This window comes from Bacillota bacterium LX-D (genome assembly GCA_031628995.1).
Lineage (GTDB): Bacteria > Bacillota > DUOV01 > DUOV01 > Zhaonellaceae > JAVLUO01.
The window spans coordinates 119,826-139,852 of the sequence record JAVLUO010000001.1; the positions used below are offsets into that span (position 1 = coordinate 119,826).

Below are 20,027 nucleotides of genomic sequence, written 5' to 3' on the forward strand. Positions count from 1 at the left end.
ACTTATTTTAAAGTGCTCTATAACCAATATCTTTTCGATAGTGCATACCCTCAAAATCAATAAATTTCACTGCCTCATAAGCTTTATCAAGAGCGGTTTTTACATCTTTGCCTAAAGCAGCCACACCTAACACTCTGCCGCCATTAGTTACATATTTGCCATTTTGCAATGCCGTTCCAGCGTGAAAAATTTGAATATCCCCTAGTTTCTCTGCTTGGTCTAAACCTGTAATTACCATACCTTTGTCATAATTACCTGGATAACCTCCTGAGGCTAAAACAACACAAACGCTGGCTTCTTTTTTCCATGTAATTTCTATTTCCTCTAGGCGTTCATTTAAAATAGCTTCAATTATATCTATTAAATCTGTTTCTAAGCGCATTAAGACAGGCTGAGTTTCCGGGTCCCCAAAGCGGGCGTTAAATTCCAAAACCTTTGGCCCATCTTTGGTCAGCATTAATCCTGCGTAAATTACACCTTGGTAAAAACGTCCTTCATTAGCTAAGCCATCTATAATGGGTTGCAGCACCGTTTCAAGAATTTGCCGATTCAATTCATCACTATATGTTTTAGGCGGCGAATAAGCACCCATTCCTCCCGTGTTTGGCCCTTGATCGCCATCATATACTCTCTTATGGTCTTGAGACCAAACCATAGGCCGTACAACTTTTCCATCGGTAAAAGCTAAAACACTTACTTCTTCGCCCTGTAAGTATTCTTCAACTAATACTTTGGCACCTGCCTCACCAAAAGCTTGTCCACACATCATATTCTCAACAGATTCTAAAGCTTCCTCTATAGTAGCTGCTACGATTACACCCTTACCGGCAGCCAGTCCATCGGCTTTGACAACACATGGTGCGCCCAGCTTCCTGATAAAATCTTTAGCTTCCCCTACCTCCTCAAAAGTAGCATAGTCTGCTGTAGGCAGGTGATACTTAGTCATTAAAATCTTAGCTAAGCTTTTGCTGCCTTCAATTTCAGCAGCTTTTTGGGTAGGAGCAAAAATTTTTAAACCATTGGCTTGAAATAAATCTGCGATACCACGTACCAAGCTAGCTTCCGGCCCTACTACAGTTAGATCGATTTTTTCTTGGAGGGCAAAGGAAAGCAAGCCGTCTATATCTTCTGCTTTAATGGGTATACATTCTGCCAGTTTGGCAATGCCTCCATTACCGGGAGCGCAATATATTTTTTCTGCCCTAGGGCTTTGGGCAAGCTTCCAGACTAAAGCATGTTCTCTGCCTCCGCTGCCCACAACTAATATCTTCAAACTAGATCACTTCCTTATAGGCGGTTAATATCTACTTTTGGCCTATTGCTGTAAGTTTATTACTTAGTGTTTAAAATGTCTCATTCCTGTAAAGGCCATGGCAATTCCATGCTTATTGCAGGCTGCAATAGATTCTTCATCCTTTAATGAACCACCTGGCTGCACAATTGCTTTAACTCCATACTCAGCAGCTAAATCAATTGTATCGTGGAAAGGAAAGAAGGCATCGGAAGCAAGGACAGCCCCTTTGGCTTTTTCGCCAGATGTTTCTAAAGCTATTTTTGCTGCCCCAACCCGATTGGTTTGGCCTGGCCCAACACCTGTTGTTACACCATCTTTAGCAATAACTATGGCATTAGATTTAACGTGTTTAACAATTTTCCAAGCAAAATCCAAATCTTTGGTTAAGTTATCAGCAGCTTTTTGTTCAGTTACCCATTTCCAATCTCCCTGATTCAGTTGGGTATCCTTTTCTTGAACTAAAAATCCTCCGCTAACTTTTTTAATATCTACTGTTAGCTTTTCTGGCTGAGCAGTAGGAACAGTCATTAAACGCACATTTTGTTTTTGGCTTAAAATTTCTAAAGCATCTTTGCTGAAGCTAGGTGCCGCTACTGCTTCCAAAAATATTTTTACCAATTCCGCTGCTGTTTTAGCATCTACTTCTCTATTTAAACCAACGATACCACCAAAAGCAGAAACTGGGTCTGCTTCATATGCTTTAACATAAGCATCAGCCAAAGTATCAGCAATAGCTACACCACAAGGGTTGGTATGTTTAATAATGACGCAAGCCGGTTCAGTAAATTCTTGGACAATATTCCAAGCAGCTTCTAGATCCATAATATTGTTAAAAGATAATTCTTTACCCTGAAGTTTTTCAGCTGCAGCTATACCAGTATTTTCTGTACGATAAAAAGCAGCTTTTTGATGAGGATTTTCCCCGTAACGCAAATCTTGGATTTTTTCACCATTTAAGGTAAATTCAGGAGTAAATTTTTCTTTATCAAGTAATTCTCTCAGGTAATTACTAATTAACAAGTCATATTGAGCTGTATGGGTAAAAGCTTCATAAGCAAGTTCCCGACGGAATTCGGCAGTAGTGTCACCATTAGCTTTTAACTGAGCAATAATGTCAGCATAACGGCTCGGATTAACTACGACTGTAACATAAGCATGATTCTTAGCAGCACTTCTCACCATAGATGGACCGCCAATGTCGATGTTTTCAATGGCTTCATCAATTGTAACATTAGGTTTGGAAATAGTTTGTTTAAAAGGGTAAAGATTAACAGCAACTACGTCAATTGGGATAATTGAGTTTTCTTCTAGTTGAGCAAAATGTTCAGGAATACGTTTTGCTAAAATGCCTCCGTGAATTTTAGGATGCAGAGATTTAACCCTGCCTTCTAAAATTTCCGGAAAACCTGTTGCCTCGCTGACGGGAGTAACAGGAACATTGTTTTCCTTTAATGTTTTGGCTGTGCCACCTGTAGAAAGTACTTCAAATCCTAAAGCAACTAATTCTTTTGCTAATTGTACGATGCCGGTTTTATCTGAAACGCTAAGTAAAGCTCTTTTTTTCACGTTAAACCCTCACTTTCAATTAACTGATAATTTTAACTTTTCTCCCGACAATAGTTACTTTTCCTTGAGCAATTAAGCCTACTACCTGAGGAAACAGCCGATGTTCTTCTTGTAAAATACGTTCTGCCAAAGTATCTTCGTTATCATCATCTTCTACAGGTACAACAGCTTGAGCAATAATAGGACCGCTGTCCATCCCAGCATCCACAAAATGTACAGTACAGCCAGAATACTTAACTCCATACTCCACTGCTTTGGCTTGGACATGTAAGCCAGGAAAAGCTGGTAAGAGTGCCGGGTGAATATTAACCACTTTGTTGGGAAAAGCTGCTAAAAATTGTGGCGTAACTAAGCGCATGTAACCTGCTAAAACTACTAACTCAACTCCATAGGCTTTTAATTTTTCTACCAAGGCCAAATCATATTCTTCTCTGCTGGCATAATTTTCCGGAGAAACATATTCCGCTTTCACGCCATATTTTTGGGCTTTTTTTAAAGCGGGAGCAGTCTGGTTATCGCTTAAAACCAGCGCTATTTCCGCATCAATTTCTCTTTTTTTAGCAGCTTCCAGCAATGCTACCATATTGGAGCCTCGTCCTGACACTAGAATACCTACTTTTAACATTTGTACTCCACAACTCCACTTCCATTTACAATCTCTCCGATAGAGTAGGCCTTTTCCCCTAATTTTTGTAGATAGTCTAAAACAGCTTTTTCTTCTGCAGCCGAAACTACCAATGCCATTCCAATACCCATATTAAAGGTACGGAACATTTCAGCTTCTGATACACTTCCTAGTTTTTTAATCAGTTGAAAAATAGGCAGCACAGGCCAGCTTCCTAAATTGATTTGAGCGTTGACTTGGGCAGGAAGTATACGGGGAATATTCTCCGTTAAACCCCCTCCAGTAATATGAGCCATACCTTTAATTGTAAAAGACTGCAAAAGCTCTAAGACAGTTTTTACGTAAATTTTGGTTGGGGTCAGCAGTTCTTCACCTAAAGTTTGTCCTAGCTCTTGCACATTTTTCGTTAAAGGAATTTTCCCAACATCTAACAAAACTTTCCTAGCTAAGGAGTAGCCATTGGAGTGAAGACCTGTTGAAGCAATCCCAATAATTTTATCGCCGGGGGCAATATTTTTCCCGTCAATCACTTTACCTTTATCTACGATACCTACGGCGAAACCAGCCACGTCATAATCATCTTGAGCATAGAAGCCGGGCATTTCGGCAGTTTCCCCCCCAATTAAAGCACAGCCAGCTTGACAGCAGCCTTCAGCAATACCTTGGACAATTTGGGCTACTTTTTCCGGCACAAGCTTGCCAACTGCTAAATAATCTAAGAAAAACAGAGGTTCAGCTCCCTGGACCAAAATATCATTAACACACATAGCCACAGCATCTATGCCAATAGTATCGTGCTTGTCCAGCAGAAAAGCAATTCGCAGCTTAGTTCCTACTCCATCGGTACCAGAAACTAAAACAGGTTCTTGATATTGATCTTTATTTAAGGCAAAAAATCCTCCAAAGCTCCCTAAATCCCCCAGGACTTCCTGGCGCCAAGTTTTTTGGACGTGCCTTTTCATTAAACCTACAGCTCGATTGCCTTCTGAAATATCTACGCCAGCATCTTTATAGGTAATTGGTTTTTGTTCTTCCATTAGGCCATCCCTCTTTCCAGGGCATATTTGCCTTCAATATTTTTGGAGATTTCAATTTTGTAGTCACCATTAAAGCAAGCAACACAGAAATTTTCCCTAGCACTCTTGGTAGCTGAAAGCATCCCATCTAAACTCAAATAATGAAGTGTATCTGCTCCAATATATTTCTTAATTTCCTCTAATTCTTTCTGAGCAGCAATAAGCTCAGCCCGCGCTGAAGTATCGATGCCATAGTAGCAGGGATAAATAATAGGTGGTGAACTAATGAGTAAATGTACTTCTTTGGCCCCTGCGTTGCGCATCATTTGAATGATTTTTTTTGAGGTTGTGCCCCGAACTAAGGAATCATCAACTAAGACAACTCTTTGATCTTTTAACACATGGCCAATTGGATTGAGCTTTAGTCTAACCCCAATATCCCTCATTTTTTGGGAAGGTTGAATAAAAGTCCGTCCAATATAGCGGTTTTTCATCAAACCCTCTTTATAGGGAAGTCCCGATTCCTCTGCATAGCCTACTGCAGCTGCCGTTCCTGAATCAGGAACGGACATGACTATATCTGCATCCAGTAGTTTTTCCCTAGCTAACTGCTTGCCCATTTCTCGCCGGGCAATATTAACAGCTTCTCCATCAATAACACTATCTGGACGAGCTAAGTAAACTAACTCAAAAACACATAAGTTGCGATGTGGTGCAGCCATGGTTTTAATGGATTTTAAACCATTTGCATCGATGACAATAATTTCTCCCGGCTCTACATCACGCATAAATGTAGCACCTACTGTATCTAAAGCGCAAGACTCAGAAGCCAGGCAGTAGGAATCCCCTAATTTTCCGAGGCATAAAGGTCTTACCCCATAGGAATCCCGCACTCCAATTAACTTATCTTCAGTCATAACTAGCATGGAATAAGCACCTTTAATATCAATCATACATTTCATTAATGCTTCTTCAATAGGATTTTGCCCATAACGGGCGATTAAATTAATCATCACCTCTGTATCGGAGGTAGATTGAAAAACGGAACCGGTAGTACCTAAGGAGTATCGTAAATCGTTTGCGTTAGTTAAATTGCCGTTATGAGCAAGAGCAACCATTCCTCTTAAATAGCGGAAAGATAATGGTTGAGCATTAACTAAAGAAGGTGCTCCAGTTGTGGAGTAGCGTACATGACCAATAGCAATATAGCCCTTAAGTTTATTTAAGTTATCTTCATTAAAAACTTCTGCCACTAAACCCATATTTTTATGCAAATTAATTAGCTTTCCATCGGATACAGCTATGCCGGCACTTTCTTGTCCACGGTGCTGCAACGCATAAAGCCCATAGTAGGTCAAAGTAGCCACATCTAATTTAGGTCCGTAAATACCAAAGACACCACATTCTTCGTGTAGCTTATCATCTAAAAATTGGTTCATGCCGACACCCCCTCCAATTTTGATCCGTTTGTTCCATATTTTACCTCCAATTAGCTTTGCAATCTTCTTAAAACTTCTGCATAGGCTTCTTCAACTCTGCCTAAATCTCTACGGAAACGATCTTTGTCTAGTTTTTCGTTTGTTTCTGTATCCCAGAAGCGGCAGGTATCCGGTGAAATTTCGTCTGCCAAGATAACTTGTCCTTGATAGCGTCCAAATTCTAATTTAAAGTCAATTAGACTTAAATTGCATTGAGTGAGTCTTTCTTTTAAAAAGATATTTACATCCCAAGCCATTTTTTTAATCTGAGCAATTTCTTCTTCTGCGGCTAAATCTAATGTGGCAATGTGGTAATCATTAATCATTGGATCCCCTAGTTCATCAGATTTATAGCAGAACTCTATAACTGGCTTAATTAAAGGTGTACCTTCTGCCAAACCTAAACGTTTTGCTAAACTTCCTGCTGCAATGTTGCGTACAATAACTTCCACTTGAATAATCTCTACTGCTTTGACGAGCATTTCCGTATCGCTAAGCAGTTCTACGAAATGAGTTGTAATTCCTTTTTCTTCTAAATACTTAAAGAAAATAGCGGAAATTTGATTGTTAAAATAGCTTTTGCCTTGAATTGTTCCTTTCTTTTTACCGTCAAAAGCTGTTGCATCATCTTTATATTCTACCCAATATAAATCAGGGTTGTCTGTCTTAAAAACTTTTTTAGCTTTACCTTCATATAGTTGTTCTAATTTGTTAACCATTGTCTTTACACCTCTTTTTAGTTAATGCCAGCCCGTTTAAAAATATAATCAATCTGTTTGAGATGATAATTATAATCGAACAAATCCTCAATTTCATCCTGTGTCAACTTATTCATAATATCCTGGTCAGCTAAAACCAATTTTTTAAATTCCGTTTTCGTCTGCCAAGCTTGTAAGGCGTTTCTTTGTACCCATTGGTAAGCATCTTCTCGGAGAATGCCTTTATTGACAAGAGCAAGCATAACTCTTTGAGAAAACACTAAACCTAAGGTTTTTTCTAAGTTAGACCGCATATCTTCCGGGTAAACTACTAAATTTTCCATAATATTATTAAACTTAGCCAACATGTAATCTAATAGTATTGTAGAATCAGGAAGAATAATTCTCTCTACTGAAGAATGGGTTATGTCCCTTTCGTGCCAAAGAGCAACGTTTTCTAAGGCTGCTAAAGCATTGCCCCTTAGTACACGTGCCAGCCCTGCAACTCGTTCGGCAGTAATAGGATTCTTTTTATGAGGCATGGCGGATGAACCTTTTTGTCCTTTGGCAAAAGCTTCTTCAGCCTCATGCAAATCCGTACGCTGTAAATTGCGAATTTCAGTAGCAAACTTTTCTAAGGAACTGCCGATAACAGCAATTGTAGATAAGTAATAAGCATGGCGGTCTCTCTGGATAATTTGGGTAGATACTAAAGCCGGCTTTAAGCCAAGCTTTGCGCAAACATATTCTTCTACTTGGGGATCAATATTGGCAAAAGTTCCTACTGCCCCCGAGATCTTCCCCACTGCAACCTGTTCTTTAGCCATTTTTAGTCTTTCTAAAGATCTATCTACTTCTGTTACCCAAAGGGCCATCTTTAAACCAAAAGTAATGGGCTCCGCATGAATACCGTGAGTTCTTCCAATCATTAAAGTATATTGATATTTTTTAGCCAGTTTAATGAGTATTTCTTTTAACTTTACTAGCTTCACCTGTAAAATATCTGCTGCTGCACACATTTGCATACTCAAACAAGTATCCAGAACATCGGAAGAAGTCATACCCATATGAATGTACTTTGATGCATCGCCAACTTTTTCAGCTACAGCAGTCAAAAAAGCAATTACATCGTGGCGGGTAACTTCCTCAATTTCAGCAATTCTAAGCAATTCAAAATCTGCTTTCTCTTGAATTTCTTTTAAAGCTTCCATAGGAATCTTGCCTAACTTGGCCTGGGCTTCACATGCTAAAACCTCAATTTTTAGCCAATTACGAAAACGACTTTCATCGCTCCAAACTTGACCCATTTCTGGGAGAGTGTAACGTTCTATCAAGGAACCTTCCTCCTTATGACCTAAGGTCTTTTTAGCTATTTTTTTCGGCTAGGTAACCATCAATACCCAGCCGCTGTAATTTTTCCGCCTTTTTTTGTAACTCTGTCGCTAATTCTTGCTTGAATTCGGCTAATTTTTGTCTTATTTCCGGATATTTAACTCCTAATATTTCAGCAGCAAAAATGCCTGCGTTTTTCGCACTATTAATAGCCATTGTGGCTACGGGTATTCCCTTGGGCATTTGTACAATAGCGTATAATGCATCCTGTCCTTGTAAAGCTCCTGAACTTATGGGAACACCAATTACAGGTAAAGTAGTTAAAGCTGCAATTACTCCAGGTAGGTGAGCCGCTGCTCCTGCCCCGGCAATTAGCACTTCTAAACCTCTACTTGCTGCCTTTTCTGCATATTCTGCAGTGCCATGGGGAGTACGGTGAGCTGAGGAAATAATAACTTCATAGCCAATGTCAAACTGAGCTAAAACATCGGCTGCTTCCTTCATTATTTTTAAGTCAGAGTCGCTTCCCATTACTATACCAACTTTTATTTCTTCTGCCATGATAATTCCTCCTGAAAATTATATGAAGGTAAAGGTCTTCCAAACTTAAAATTAAAGCCCAGACAGTCAGGTTTGCCCAAAAGCTGAAACCTTCCCGTCTGGGCTTTTACCCCTCCGGTGTAGCGTGTCAACACGCCTGTACCGCTCGGACACTAACGCCCTAGGTACACTTTCTGCTTACTGTCTAAAGTTTAGCAGATTGAAATCCTTAAAGCAATGTAAAATACGAACATTTTTAATAAGATTAAAATTTTTGTTCGTAGTTATTGTTAAATTAATATTTCTAAGCGTTTGCTAAGAAAGCGAATGTTGAAAGGTAAATCTGAGCCCTTTTCTCCATCAATACTGGTAGCAATGCTGCTATCTGCATAAATGTTGCAGATGGAAGTTCTAATAATTGTTACATCCTTATCGTTTAAAGCGTCGCTACTTAAAACTTTAAAAAATAAGCTGGCCATTTCCAAGTGATTACAGTTTTTAACCAGTACAATATCCATAATTCCATCGGTAAAATCAGCACAGTCAATTAAATTTGAGAACCCGGCAGCATGTTTGCCATTTAAAACAAGGAACAATAAAACTTCTTCCTCCCAGGTTTTTTGCTCTGTTTCCAGCTTAATATTAAATGATTTGATACTAGTTACCTCGCTTAATGCTTTTAGATAATAGGCAAAAGGGCCTAAATGCTTTTTAAGCTCATTTTGGGTGTTAAAAGACACATCGGCAAAATTTCCCCCGGCACAGCTGCTTAGGAAATATTGTTTTTCATTAATTAGTCCTACATCAACAGCCATAGTCCTGCCAGCTAAAATAAGCTCTAAACATAGATTTAAATCCGTAGGTAGACCAAGGCACCTAGCAAAATCATTACATGTTCCTGCAGGTATAAGCCCAATAGGTAAATGGATATTATTGGATAACAAAATATTGACAACAGAATTAAGGGTGCCATCACCGCCGGAGATAATAATAAAGTCAAATTTCTCCTGTTGTAAAAGTTGGACTAACAAGAAACTGTCCCGAAAGTTTAAGCGGTAAGGAACAATAAAAATATTTTTTTCTTGGAGCCGCCGGATAATTAAATCTAGCCTATTAACTACTCCCCTATCTCCAGAAAAAGGATTATAAATCAAAAGAGCCCTTTCCATGTTTCTCCTCCGTCAACTATGTTTCTAAACTTTAAAAACATTATGACACAAATTTGAAAAAAATAAAAACAATTCTGTGCCAGCTAATTTTTTTCGTTTAGTTCTTTTAGTAATTTTTCCAGATCTAGCCCGTGAACTTGGGCAGCCTGCTCTAATTTTTCCATTTGGGCAGAAGGACAGCCTAAACAGCCCATGCCATTGTCAATTAAAATTTGAGCTGCCTTGTCATTGGCTTTTAGTGCTTCGCTAATTAAAGTATCCTTTGTGATTTTCAAAATTAAATCCTCCTCACATTTTTAGCCATAATAAATATAGTATACCTAGTTAAACAATTCCTAACCATGCCGGGCAAACTAAAAAAAGTGCAGATTATTGGCCTGCACTTTTTTCTATGTCCTACTTTAACTTTTGCTTTCCAATTTAGTAATTAGATCGTACAAATCTTCTAAACTTCCTCTATAATCAGATTCAACAAGAAGGCCATTTCGATTAATTAAAAATTCATCAACCAAAAAAGTTTTCATTCCTATTTTTTTAGCTACCATATCCTCATCAATATCATTTCCAACCATTAGGCATTTTTCAGGTTCAACATCAATTTGGCGCGTAATTTCTAAAAAATATTCCATATTGGGCTTGCAAGCATGCATTAATTCATAACTTGTAATTAAAACAAAGTCGCTCTGGTCTATACCTGCCCAACGCATTCTCTCAACTAAAGCAACTAGAGGAAAGACAGGGTTTGTTGCAACAACTAATTTAAATTTTTTACGTGCTAAGGAAATAATATCTTTAACAATAGGTTTAGGTATGATATCGTTCCCTAATATCCAAAAATGTTCATTATAAAATGCGTCAAAATCCGGTAAAATTTCATCTCGTGCCAAGCCAGTTGATTGGCTAAAAGCGTTAAAAAAAGACTGCTCATTGCTAATATTTAGGTCGACATCTTTTACCATAACATCTGTAGCAGCCACTAATTCTTTAATAAACTGCTCAGGTTGCATGTATTTTGTCATCTTGCTGCTTATTAATTTTAAATAGTTGTCAACAAATTGGTCTGTATTAATAGGCAATAATGTACCATCTAAATCAAAAAGTATGGCCTCTATCATAGAACCACTCCTAAGGTTATACAGAATAATTAGGTGCCTCTTTGGTAATGATAATGTCATGAGGATGGCTTTCGATTAAACCAGCTCCTGTAATGCGAACAAAACGTCCTTTATTTTGTAAATCATCTATAGTTGAAGCACCACAGTAACCCATACCTGCTCTTAAGCCGCCTATTAACTGAAATGTAGTATCTGCCAGGGGTCCTTTGTAAGGAACTCTACCTTCTATGCCTTCTGGTACAAGTTTTTTACTATCCTCTTGGAAATACCTATCTTTACTACCTTCTTTCATAGCTGCTAAAGATCCCATGCCTCGATAGACTTTGAAACTTCTTCCTTGATAAATTTCAATTTCACCAGGGCTTTCTTCAGTTCCCGCTAACAGACTTCCAATCATAACCACATTAGCACCTGCTGCAATTGCCTTTGTAATATCGCCGGAATGTTTAATACCACCATCTCCAATTACTGGAACACCATAAGGCTTAGCGGCATTTGCACAATCGTAAATAGCAGTAACTTGGGGAACACCTATTCCAGCAATAACTCTTGTTGTACATATAGAGCCAGGCCCTACTCCGACTTTTACTGCATCAGCCCCTGCTTTAATTAAAGCAACTGTTGCTTCTGCAGTAGCAACATTTCCCGCAACTAAATCTACATAGGGAAAAGCATCCTTAACCTTTTTTACCATTTCAATTACACCTAAAGAATGACCATGGGCAGTATCAATTACGATTAGATCCACTCCTGCTTCAACTAAGGCTTGGGCTCTCTCCATTGTACCCTGAGCTATCCCAATTGCTGCAGCTACTCTTAGTCTACCTTTGCTATCTTTTGCCGCATTAGGATATTGTCGTGCTTTTTCAATATCTTTAATGGTAATTAAACCTCTTAAGTTATAATTCTCATCAACAATAGGTAATTTTTCTACCTTATGTTGCTGCAAAATTTCTTTTGCTTGTTCCAAAGTAGTTCCAACAGGGGCAACAACTAGATTGTCTTTTGTCATTGCTTCGCTAATTTTGCGGGTAAAATCTTTTTCAAAACGTAAATCCCTATTAGTTAAAATACCAACTAATTTACCTTGGACTGTAATCGGTACTCCGGAAATATGGTATCTTTCCATAATATTTAATGCATCTTCTATTTTATGTTCCGGACTTAAATAAATTGGATCACTGATTACTCCATGCTCCGATCTTTTTACTCTATCTACTTCTAGGGCTTGTTTTTCTATAGAAATGTTTTTATGTATAACACCAATTCCACCCTCTCTGGCCATGGCAATAGCCATTCGGGATTCGGTGACTGTATCCATCCCCGCACTCATAATAGGAATATTCAATTTTATATTTTTTGTTAAATACGTACTGACATCTGCATCTTTAGGCAAAATTGCTGATTCTGCTGGTATCAGTAATACATCATCAAAAGTTAATCCTTCCTTGGTAAACTTATCTGCATTCAAAGCTGTTCCTCCTCTTACTGTCCTGATATATTTCCAATTATTATATCACAAAATTTATATCTGGCTATACCAAAATACTTTGAATGATATTTTATTTAAGAAAAAAAGCAGGTTAATCCTGCCCAACAATGGAGTGAATACCATATTTTTCAAAATGCTCTCGTAAATTTGCTATTGTTTGCTCCGATACATTTAATTCTTTAGCTATTTCCATATCCGTACGATTCTTAGCTAAATTTTCAATAAAATTATCAAATTTTATTCCAGCGTCATGGGCTTTTTCCTTTAAACTCGGCTCCAAACTCCATGGTACTCTAGAAACATAATCATCATTCAATTTTGGTCACTCCCTTATATATTTGAAAATTATTATAACCAAAATTGTTTTGTATTATGTTATTTTATAGATTTAAATGACAAATATCATTATATAGCTTTAAAATTGCTTTATCGCCATAAAATTGCAGTATATTTAAGGCAGTATTCCCTTGGGATAAACTCCAAAAACAATCTAAACTCCAGCCCATAGCTGCACTAATTACTCCTCTAATTGTGCCACCGTGACTAATGATAGCAATTCTTTCTTCAGGGTATTTTTGGACTAAATTTAGCAATGCTCTATGTGAACGTTCCTGAAGCTGCTCACAGGACTCCCCGCCAGGAATACAAACATTTCCAGGAGCATTATACCATTTTGTTGCGATATCACCGTAGTCTGCCATTATTTCATCATAACTTAAGCCTTCCCACTGTCCAAAATTTAGCTCTCTAAATTCAGGTAAAACTGTAACTTCTTTTTGATGAGGCTCTGCAATTATTTTTGCTGTTTCATATGCTCTTGAAAGGTCGCTAGCAAAAAAAGCAGTGATTTTTTTTGTCTTTAATTTATCTCTTAACATCTGCGCTTGTTTTTGTCCCTCCGGACTCAAAGCTACATCCGTATGGCCTTGATATTTCCCACTCTCATTCCATAGAGTCTGGCCATGCCTAATTAATAAGACTTCGGTCATTTTCTCCTCCTATTTATATACTAAAGGATATTATTAAGTTCTATTAAAAGCCTTAAATTTTCTTCTCTAGTTCGTACAGCTACCCGTATATATTTATCTCCTAAGCCAGGGAATGTTTTACAATTACGTATTAAAACACCTTTTTCTGCCATTCTATTTACTAACTCATCTGAGGTAATTTCTCCGGTAATTTGTACAAGAACAAAATTAACTGATGGGCAAAAAGCTTTTAGCCCTTTAATTTCATTAAGTCTAGTAAAAAGAAAGTCTTTTTCAGTATTTACGTATTCAATAGTTTTAGCTTGGAAGGTGGAATCGTCTATAGCAGCAATGCCAGCTGTCTGGGCAAGTGCATTAACACTCCATGGATCTTTTAATTTTATTAACTTCGAAATAATATCTGGACTGCCAAAGCCACATCCTAAACGTAAACCGGGTAAAGCAAAAAACTTTGTTAATGAATGTAAAATAAATAATTTATTATTTTGAGCTAGATCATGCCTAACAGAATACTCTTCTTTATCTCCTATAAAATCAATAAAAGATTCATCCACTACTAAAAAAGTCTGATGTTTCAAACACAAGCTTTGTATTTGGCGCATTTTTTTATAGTTAAGGATTGTACCAGTTGGATTATTTGGATTGCACAGAAAAAACAAATCAATTCCTGAAAGTTTTTTATCTAATTCCAGCAAATCTATGTTAAAATTATCTTCACTATGTAAATAATAATACTCAATTTGAGCTTTAATAGTTTCAGCTCCGCGAACATATTCAGAAAATGACGGCGCTAAGGTTAATATTTTTTGGGGCTTAAGTAAATGACAAATTAAATAAAGCAATTCAACTGCTCCATTGCCCACAATAATTTGATTTTGCTCAATTCTAAAATATTTTTCAAGTTTTTGTTTTAATTTTCTAGAATCAGGATCTGGATAATGCATTATTAAATCTAATGAATCCTTTATTGTTTCAAAAACCCTTGGTGGGCAACCTAATGGATTAATGTTAGCGCTAAAATCTATAAATTTTTCTACCTTAAATCTACTCTTAGCCCATTCTAAATTCCCGCCATGTTCTGGAACACTAGCATTCATAAACTGCACCACTTTTCATTTGGGTAATTTACTTCAAGCACTTCTAACCCACCCCCAATTAAATTATTCCAATAAAAGTTAACTGGGTTGTTAAAAACGTTTTGAATTAATTTTTCCCATTCTTCTACTCGATCATCATTTTCATCTATAAGAATACCTATTACAGTGCCACTATGAGCTATGTTTACACCATAGCCTTTAAAACTTAATACCTGATCCACTAACTTTTCTAATCCCGGTTTATACAAAATTGCCTGATTTGCTAGGGAACTAATTGTAGCAGCTTCACCAATTAATTTTGGAGAGGCTTTTTCTATACCCTGAGTTATCAATTGTACTGCTTTTTTTATTTCTTTTTCTTTAGCTAAATTTTTTTCCCACAAATCTTCTTTTTGGTTAAATTCAACAGTATCTACTTCTCCACCTGGATCTACAATACATATTTTTAATTTTGGAGGCTGTCCCAGCATTTGACACAAAGATCCCTTTAAATGATCAAACATTACAATTCCGGGGAGAAATGTTCCATCGGATGGTTCAATTTCTAAAGCAATTTTCGTAATATGATCTAATGTTAATTCTTTATCTAAGGCTAGTGCAGCTGCCAATGCAGCTGCGCTAAGGTCAGCGGTACTGCTGGCCATACCCTTACCAGCAGGAAGTTGGGAACATATTTTGACCTCTGCCCCATACCCCCAACCGAACGCATCAAATACCTTACTAACTGCTTGAAAAGCTTTATATTTATTGGCAGAACCATATATCATTTTACTTCTAGAAACTAACTTTACACATACTTCAGAATACTGATTAACAGGGCAAGTTACTAAAAAATTCTTACCATTTATTACCCCCTGAACCAATTCACCACAGGAACCTGGAGCTCTTACCTTGGCGTACACAGTATCCCTCCTTACATTAAACTTAGTATTAGCAGCGCAAGCAATAAAACGTACACCTCTGTTAGTTCAGCATAAGCTCCATAAGTATCTCCTGTAAAACCACCTAAAAAATTACAAATTAGTCTGCCATAAACCCAGGTAGCTAAGCAAACTAAAGCGATTAGTATAAGTCCGATTTTCCAATTGAGTATCATTAAAAAGAGCAAAGTTAATAACGTACTGCCCAAGACTTGTTTTTTTGTATTTCCTTCTGCATATAATTTACCTAAGCCCTCAGCACGCAAATAGGGAAAATAATGAATTAATAAAACCATCCCCCAACGGCTTAGAATAAATGCTGATAAAAATAAGGGGTAAGATAATTTCGTTGATAATTCTAGATAAAGACTATATTTAAAAAGCAATGTAACAACGGCTGCTGTAACACCATGGGCTCCAACTCTACTGTCTTTCATAATTTCTAAAACTCGTTCTCTAGAGCGATGAGAAAAAATGCCATCGGCAGTATCAGTCAGACCGTCTAAATGCAAACCGCCTGTAATTAAGACATAGGAAATTAGTAAAATAACACTTAAAATTGGTGCTGTTAAAAAAGGACTTAATATATAATGTTCCCCAACTAAAATAGCACCTATTAGTAGGCCAACTACAGGATAATATAACAATGCCTGCACGAAATATATACTTTCAAAAGTAAATGTTGGACAAGGTATTCGGGTTAAAAATTGTACTCCCGATAGAAAACTCTTCAGTTGTTTCAACTAATCGTTTCTCCCTTCACAAGTATATATAAACTTAGAATTTCGAATCTCGACTTTTTTTAGCATACATCCGGCAGTTATTAAGGAAATTTTGAGCGGCAATAGGATTGCCGACTAAGTGACAATGCAAATAAGATGCTAAAACATTTTCATGAGCGTACCCTTCATATTTAATTTTCCCTTCCACAGTCTGATAGCTATAGGCCCAAGGAAAATCATTTGCAACGTCAACTAAAGAAGAATAATGGAATTCATGCCCCCGGAGTTTTTGTTCTTTTAAACCCAAAATTGAATTTGTAATAGCTTCATACTCACGATAACCCATTCCTGCCAAGCGTCTTTGCATTTGAGTCTTGGCAGGAACAATTCCAACCATAGGGAATTCTCTACCTTCAAAATCTTTTATAGCTTGACTAAGATACATTAATCCTCCACATTCGGCATACAAAGGCATGCCCTGCTCTGCTTTTTGGCGGATATCTTGTTTTAGTGCATTATTTTGCGCTAACTGTTCTAAAAACATTTCCGGGAAACCACCGCCGATAATTATTCCACTAATTCCCTCAGGCAATGCTGCATCTGTTAAGGGGCTAAAAGATATTAGCTGAATACCTAAACTAGTTAAGTAATCTAAACTGTCTTGGTAATAAAAAGTAAAAGCTTCATCCTTGGCAATAGCAATTTTTAGTTGTTCCGTAGATTTAGCGTTCTGTATATTTTGCTCAGAAATAGCTAAATCAGGAGCAGAATTAGCTATAGCTAGAATTTTTTCCAAATCTAAATGTTCTACAACTTTATCAGCTATTTGTATAAAATTATCTTTTAAGTTTCCTCGCTCAGCCATTGGGACTAATCCTAAATGTCTTTCAGGTAAACTCAGTTCTTGATATCTTCCTATATAACCTAAAACAGGTACTTTAGTACGTTCTTCAATACTTTTTTTAACCATTGTTAAATGGCGATGGCTGCCAATCCTGTTTAGGATTACACCAGCAATCTTAATTTCCGGATCCATTAATTGATAGCCTAGGACTATAGCTGCAGCGCTTTGAGCCATGGAATGGACATTAATAATTAAGATAACAGGAGCCTTTAGCAGTTTTGCTACCTCGGCAGTACTGCTCCGGAAATTTGGATCCTGATGACCGTCGAATAGTCCCATTACCCCTTCAACAATAGCTATATCGGCTTGGCTACCAGTTTTGGCAAAATTGTTCTGTAAAGTTTCCTCACCCATCATCCAAATATCCAGATTTCTTGAAACATTACCTGTAGCATAAGTATGATAACTAGGATCAATATAATCGGGTCCAACTTTGTATGGCTGAACTTTGTAACCAATCTTCGTTAAATAACCCATAATACCAGTAGTAATAGTTGTTTTACCGACACCACTATGGGTACCAGCTAACACTACGCGTGGAATTTTCATGCTTTATCCCTCTTTCACCACAATAAGCAAACTAAACCAAGCGCTATCCCCAAAGCACAAGTGCAATACATTAAACGGATTGTTGTAATAATATGTAAAGGTTTTTTTTCAACTATATCTTCACCCATTATAGCTCTATTTGAAGCTATTCCCCCATAGTAATTTAATCCGCCTAAAGAAATTCCTAATGCACCAGCCACAGTCGCCTCCGGCAAACCGCTGTTTGGACTTGGATGTTTTTTGGCATCTTCTCGAAGATATTTCCAAGCGCTACGCCAATTGAGTTTACATAATACACTTGCTAGAAGTAGAAGTCCTGCAGTTATCCGAGCTGGAATATAATTTGCTACATCATCAACTAAAGCAGCAGCTCTCCCAAAATATAAATATTTTTCGTTTTTATATCCTAGCATTGAGTCCATAGTATTTATGGCTCTATAAGCCAAAGCTAACGGTACCCCTCCAATTAAAGCGTAAAACAAAGGAGAAATAATACCATCCACTATATTTTCCGCTACTGTTTCAACAGTAGCCCGGACAATATCTGCTATTGACAATTGATCTGTATCACGTCCAACAATATAGCCTACTTTTTGTCTAGCCAACTGGATATCTCCTTTTTGCAGAAGAAGAAAAATATCATGTCCAGCTTTAGCCAAACCTTTAATGGCAATTGTCGTAGAAAGGAGCCATCCCGAAGCAATAACCCCTACCCAATAATTAATTTTAAAACACAACCAAAGAATTAGAAAACTCACTGCGTATGCAAATATGATAACTAAAGCAACTAATACACTACCCAACAGAATTTCCCTTTTAGGTGAATTTTCAGGGCGGCGACGCAAGATATTTTCTAAAAAGGTGATTACATACCCAAATATTTGTGTGGGATGTGTAAGCCATAAGGGGTCGCCAATTAGTAAATCAAAGGCCACGGCCAGTAAAAATATTTCTGATGATAAAAAATACTGCACATTATTCACCTCTATTGAGGCCCACAATATTATAGAGCAAATCCATATTCATACTAGTCCTGACAACATCGGCTAAAAGATTATAATCTTTTTCTCTTTGTTCAATGTAATTTGCCAAAGCACCTTTATAAGGAGCCCAGCCCTTTTTCTGCCGTAAAATGTTTAAAACTTCACGACGAAATAGATCATTATCGAAGATACCATGGAGATATGTTCCCAAAATGTTACCATCAGGGCTTACTGCTCCATCATATTCGCTGCACACCTGATCTCCTCTCTTTTTCAGTAAAAAGGCAGGATGTAATTCTTGCTTTAAGGTTGTTCTTCCCATATGTATTTCATAACCTGTTACTTTTTGTCCTTGGCAAGAACTTAGAAACGTCCCTGAACCATAAACTTCAGCCTCAACTAATGTTGTAATTTTCTCTGGCTCAAAAAAGGTTTCCATAGCTAAAAGCCCCAAGCCCTCTTTAGAATCTCGCTTAGTTTCAGTATGATGAGGATCATGTAGCCACTCACCTAAAATTTGAAAGCCGCCGCAGATTCCAATCACTGGAACTCCATCTTGAACTGCTTGTTTGATGGCAGTAGCAATGCCCGTTTCTTCAAGATAACACATATCTTCAATTGTATTCTTACTGCCAGGTATAATAATTAAATCAGGCTTTCCTAAAACATCATGTTCTCCTAAATATCTCAGGTTAACATCTAATTCTTGTCCTAGGGGATCGAAATCGGTAAAGTTAGAAATACGAGGCAACCTAACGACTACAATGTCTAGTTGGTCTGCTTGCTTTTCCGTTGGATGACTTTTCTGCTCCTCTAAAGCAACGGAATCTTCATCAGGTATAGAGAAATCTTTAAAATACGGTACTACACCTAAAACTGGTTTTCCTGTTTTTTCTTCAATAAAATCGATTGCTGGTTTTAATAAGTCTATATCTCCTCTGAACTTGTTAACTATAATACCAGCAACTCGGTCACGTTCATCGGGGTCTAATAATTCTAAGGTTCCTACAATAGATGCAATAGCCCCGCCTCGGTCAATATCAGCCACTAGCAGCACAGGTGCATCTGCCATTTTTGCTATCTTCATATTGGCTATATCTCTCGGTTTTAAATTTACTTCTACAGGGCTACCTGCTCCTTCAATGACAATTACGTCAAATTGTTCATTGAATTTATCCAGGCAATCTTGAATAACTCCTAGTGCTGTCGTGTTAAAATTCATGTGATAATCTTTAGCTCCAATATTCCCTATGGGTTTGCCTAGAATAATAACTTGGGATGAAGCATTACCAGTAGGTTTTAATAAGACAGGGTTCATTTCAACAGCAGGATCTAAGCCAGCAGCTTGAGCTTGGACAACTTGAGCCCTTCCCATTTCGCCACCATCCTTAGTTACAAAAGAATTCAGAGCCATATTTTGAGATTTAAATGGTACAACTTTTAGACCATCTTGCTTAAAAATACGGCATAAAGCAGCTGCTAAGACGCTTTTACCTACATTAGAACTTGTTCCTTGAAGCATTACTGACTTGGCCATT

At 37.5% G+C, this 20,027-nt stretch carries 20 protein-coding genes; all 20 read right to left on the reverse strand.

Annotated features, from left to right (window positions below):
- Nucleotides 1–7: 7 nt before the first annotated feature.
- Nucleotides 8–1,273: a phosphoribosylamine--glycine ligase gene (purD, locus tag RDV78_00650; protein MDS1029009.1), complete on the reverse strand. Its 1,266-nt coding sequence runs from the start codon at nt 1,271–1,273 to the stop codon at nt 8–10.
- 63 nt (nt 1,274–1,336) lie between these two features.
- A complete protein-coding gene (gene purH / locus RDV78_00655; GenBank protein ID MDS1029010.1) occupies nt 1,337–2,860 on the reverse strand; it encodes a bifunctional phosphoribosylaminoimidazolecarboxamide formyltransferase/IMP cyclohydrolase in 1,524 nt (507 codons plus the stop codon).
- Nucleotides 2,861–2,879: 19 nt separating this feature from the next.
- Nucleotides 2,880–3,485: a phosphoribosylglycinamide formyltransferase gene (gene purN, locus RDV78_00660; protein MDS1029011.1), complete on the reverse strand. Its 606-nt coding sequence runs from the start codon at nt 3,483–3,485 to the stop codon at nt 2,880–2,882.
- Entirely contained in the window at nt 3,479–4,522 is a 1,044-nt protein-coding gene (purM, locus tag RDV78_00665) for a phosphoribosylformylglycinamidine cyclo-ligase (protein MDS1029012.1), read from the reverse strand. Before purM ends, purN begins: the two co-directional genes overlap by 7 nt.
- Nucleotides 4,522–5,940 carry an amidophosphoribosyltransferase gene (gene purF / locus RDV78_00670; GenBank protein ID MDS1029013.1) on the reverse strand — a complete coding sequence of 473 codons (1,419 nt, stop codon included), beginning with the start codon at nt 5,938–5,940 and terminating at the stop codon, nt 4,522–4,524. Before purF ends, purM begins: the two co-directional genes overlap by 1 nt.
- 50 nt (nt 5,941–5,990) lie before the next feature.
- Nucleotides 5,991–6,698 (reverse strand): phosphoribosylaminoimidazolesuccinocarboxamide synthase, encoded by a 708-nt coding sequence (locus tag RDV78_00675; GenBank protein MDS1029014.1) that lies wholly within the window; start codon nt 6,696–6,698, stop codon nt 5,991–5,993.
- 17 nt (nt 6,699–6,715) lie between these two features.
- Nucleotides 6,716–8,011, reverse strand: a complete 1,296-nt coding sequence (purB, locus tag RDV78_00680) for an adenylosuccinate lyase (GenBank protein ID MDS1029015.1) — start codon at nt 8,009–8,011, stop codon at nt 6,716–6,718.
- Between the two features lie 31 nt (nt 8,012–8,042).
- On the reverse strand, nt 8,043–8,570 hold the full coding sequence (purE, locus tag RDV78_00685; protein MDS1029016.1) for a 5-(carboxyamino)imidazole ribonucleotide mutase: 528 nt from the start codon (nt 8,568–8,570) through the stop codon (nt 8,043–8,045).
- A gap of 269 nt (nt 8,571–8,839) precedes the next feature.
- Nucleotides 8,840–9,718 (reverse strand): YegS/Rv2252/BmrU family lipid kinase, encoded by an 879-nt coding sequence (locus RDV78_00690; GenBank protein MDS1029017.1) that lies wholly within the window; start codon nt 9,716–9,718, stop codon nt 8,840–8,842.
- 83 nt (nt 9,719–9,801) lie between these two features.
- Complete coding sequence (locus tag RDV78_00695; protein ID MDS1029018.1) at nt 9,802–9,993, reverse strand: DUF1858 domain-containing protein; 192 nt, start codon at nt 9,991–9,993, stop codon at nt 9,802–9,804.
- A gap of 126 nt (nt 9,994–10,119) precedes the next feature.
- The gene (locus RDV78_00700) at nt 10,120–10,833 is read right to left on the reverse strand and encodes an HAD family hydrolase (GenBank protein MDS1029019.1); all 714 of its coding nucleotides are present in this window, start codon (nt 10,831–10,833) and stop codon (nt 10,120–10,122) included.
- A gap of 16 nt (nt 10,834–10,849) precedes the next feature.
- Nucleotides 10,850–12,304, reverse strand: a complete 1,455-nt coding sequence (guaB, locus tag RDV78_00705; GenBank protein MDS1029020.1) for an IMP dehydrogenase — start codon at nt 12,302–12,304, stop codon at nt 10,850–10,852.
- Between the two features lie 112 nt (nt 12,305–12,416).
- The gene (locus tag RDV78_00710) at nt 12,417–12,641 is read right to left on the reverse strand and encodes a helix-turn-helix domain-containing protein (protein MDS1029021.1); all 225 of its coding nucleotides are present in this window, start codon (nt 12,639–12,641) and stop codon (nt 12,417–12,419) included.
- Nucleotides 12,642–12,705: 64 nt separating this feature from the next.
- Nucleotides 12,706–13,314 carry an alpha-ribazole phosphatase gene (gene cobC / locus RDV78_00715; GenBank protein MDS1029022.1) on the reverse strand — a complete coding sequence of 203 codons (609 nt, stop codon included), beginning with the start codon at nt 13,312–13,314 and terminating at the stop codon, nt 12,706–12,708.
- 20 nt (nt 13,315–13,334) lie between these two features.
- The gene (gene cobD / locus RDV78_00720) at nt 13,335–14,411 is read right to left on the reverse strand and encodes a threonine-phosphate decarboxylase CobD (GenBank protein ID MDS1029023.1); all 1,077 of its coding nucleotides are present in this window, start codon (nt 14,409–14,411) and stop codon (nt 13,335–13,337) included.
- Complete coding sequence (locus RDV78_00725) at nt 14,408–15,313, reverse strand: GHMP kinase (GenBank protein MDS1029024.1); 906 nt, start codon at nt 15,311–15,313, stop codon at nt 14,408–14,410. The genes cobD and RDV78_00725 overlap by 4 nt, the downstream gene beginning before the upstream one ends.
- A gap of 11 nt (nt 15,314–15,324) precedes the next feature.
- Complete coding sequence (gene cobS, locus RDV78_00730) at nt 15,325–16,074, reverse strand: adenosylcobinamide-GDP ribazoletransferase (GenBank protein ID MDS1029025.1); 750 nt, start codon at nt 16,072–16,074, stop codon at nt 15,325–15,327.
- Between the two features lie 34 nt (nt 16,075–16,108).
- Entirely contained in the window at nt 16,109–17,506 is a 1,398-nt protein-coding gene (locus tag RDV78_00735; GenBank protein MDS1029026.1) for a cobyrinate a,c-diamide synthase, read from the reverse strand.
- Nucleotides 17,507–17,520: 14 nt separating this feature from the next.
- Nucleotides 17,521–18,480 carry an adenosylcobinamide-phosphate synthase CbiB gene (cbiB, locus tag RDV78_00740; GenBank protein ID MDS1029027.1) on the reverse strand — a complete coding sequence of 320 codons (960 nt, stop codon included), beginning with the start codon at nt 18,478–18,480 and terminating at the stop codon, nt 17,521–17,523.
- A gap of 1 nt (nt 18,481) precedes the next feature.
- On the reverse strand, nt 18,482–20,026 hold the full coding sequence (locus RDV78_00745) for a cobyric acid synthase (GenBank protein MDS1029028.1): 1,545 nt from the start codon (nt 20,024–20,026) through the stop codon (nt 18,482–18,484).
- Nucleotide 20,027: the final 1 nt, after the last annotated feature.

Bases quoted from the DNA above. Each gene is read 5' to 3' on its own strand.
- purN (MDS1029011.1), bottom strand. From the start codon at position 3,485: ATGTTAAAAGTAGGTATTCTAGTGTCAGGACGAGGCTCCAATATGGTA.
- purM (MDS1029012.1), bottom strand. From the start codon at position 4,522: ATGGAAGAACAAAAACCAATTACCTATAAAGATGCTGGCGTAGATATT.
- purF (MDS1029013.1), bottom strand. From the start codon at position 5,940: ATGAACCAATTTTTAGATGATAAGCTACACGAAGAATGTGGTGTCTTT.
- RDV78_00675 (MDS1029014.1), bottom strand. From the start codon at position 6,698: ATGGTTAACAAATTAGAACAACTATATGAAGGTAAAGCTAAAAAAGTT.
- purE (MDS1029016.1), bottom strand. From the start codon at position 8,570: ATGGCAGAAGAAATAAAAGTTGGTATAGTAATGGGAAGCGACTCTGAC.
- RDV78_00690 (MDS1029017.1), bottom strand. From the start codon at position 9,718: ATGGAAAGGGCTCTTTTGATTTATAATCCTTTTTCTGGAGATAGGGGA.
- RDV78_00700 (MDS1029019.1), bottom strand. From the start codon at position 10,833: ATGATAGAGGCCATACTTTTTGATTTAGATGGTACATTATTGCCTATT.
- cobC (MDS1029022.1), bottom strand. From the start codon at position 13,314: ATGACCGAAGTCTTATTAATTAGGCATGGCCAGACTCTATGGAATGAG.
- cobD (MDS1029023.1), bottom strand. From the start codon at position 14,411: ATGAATGCTAGTGTTCCAGAACATGGCGGGAATTTAGAATGGGCTAAG.
- RDV78_00735 (MDS1029026.1), bottom strand. From the start codon at position 17,506: ATGAAAATTCCACGCGTAGTGTTAGCTGGTACCCATAGTGGTGTCGGT.
- RDV78_00745 (MDS1029028.1), bottom strand. From the start codon at position 20,026: ATGGCCAAGTCAGTAATGCTTCAAGGAACAAGTTCTAATGTAGGTAAA.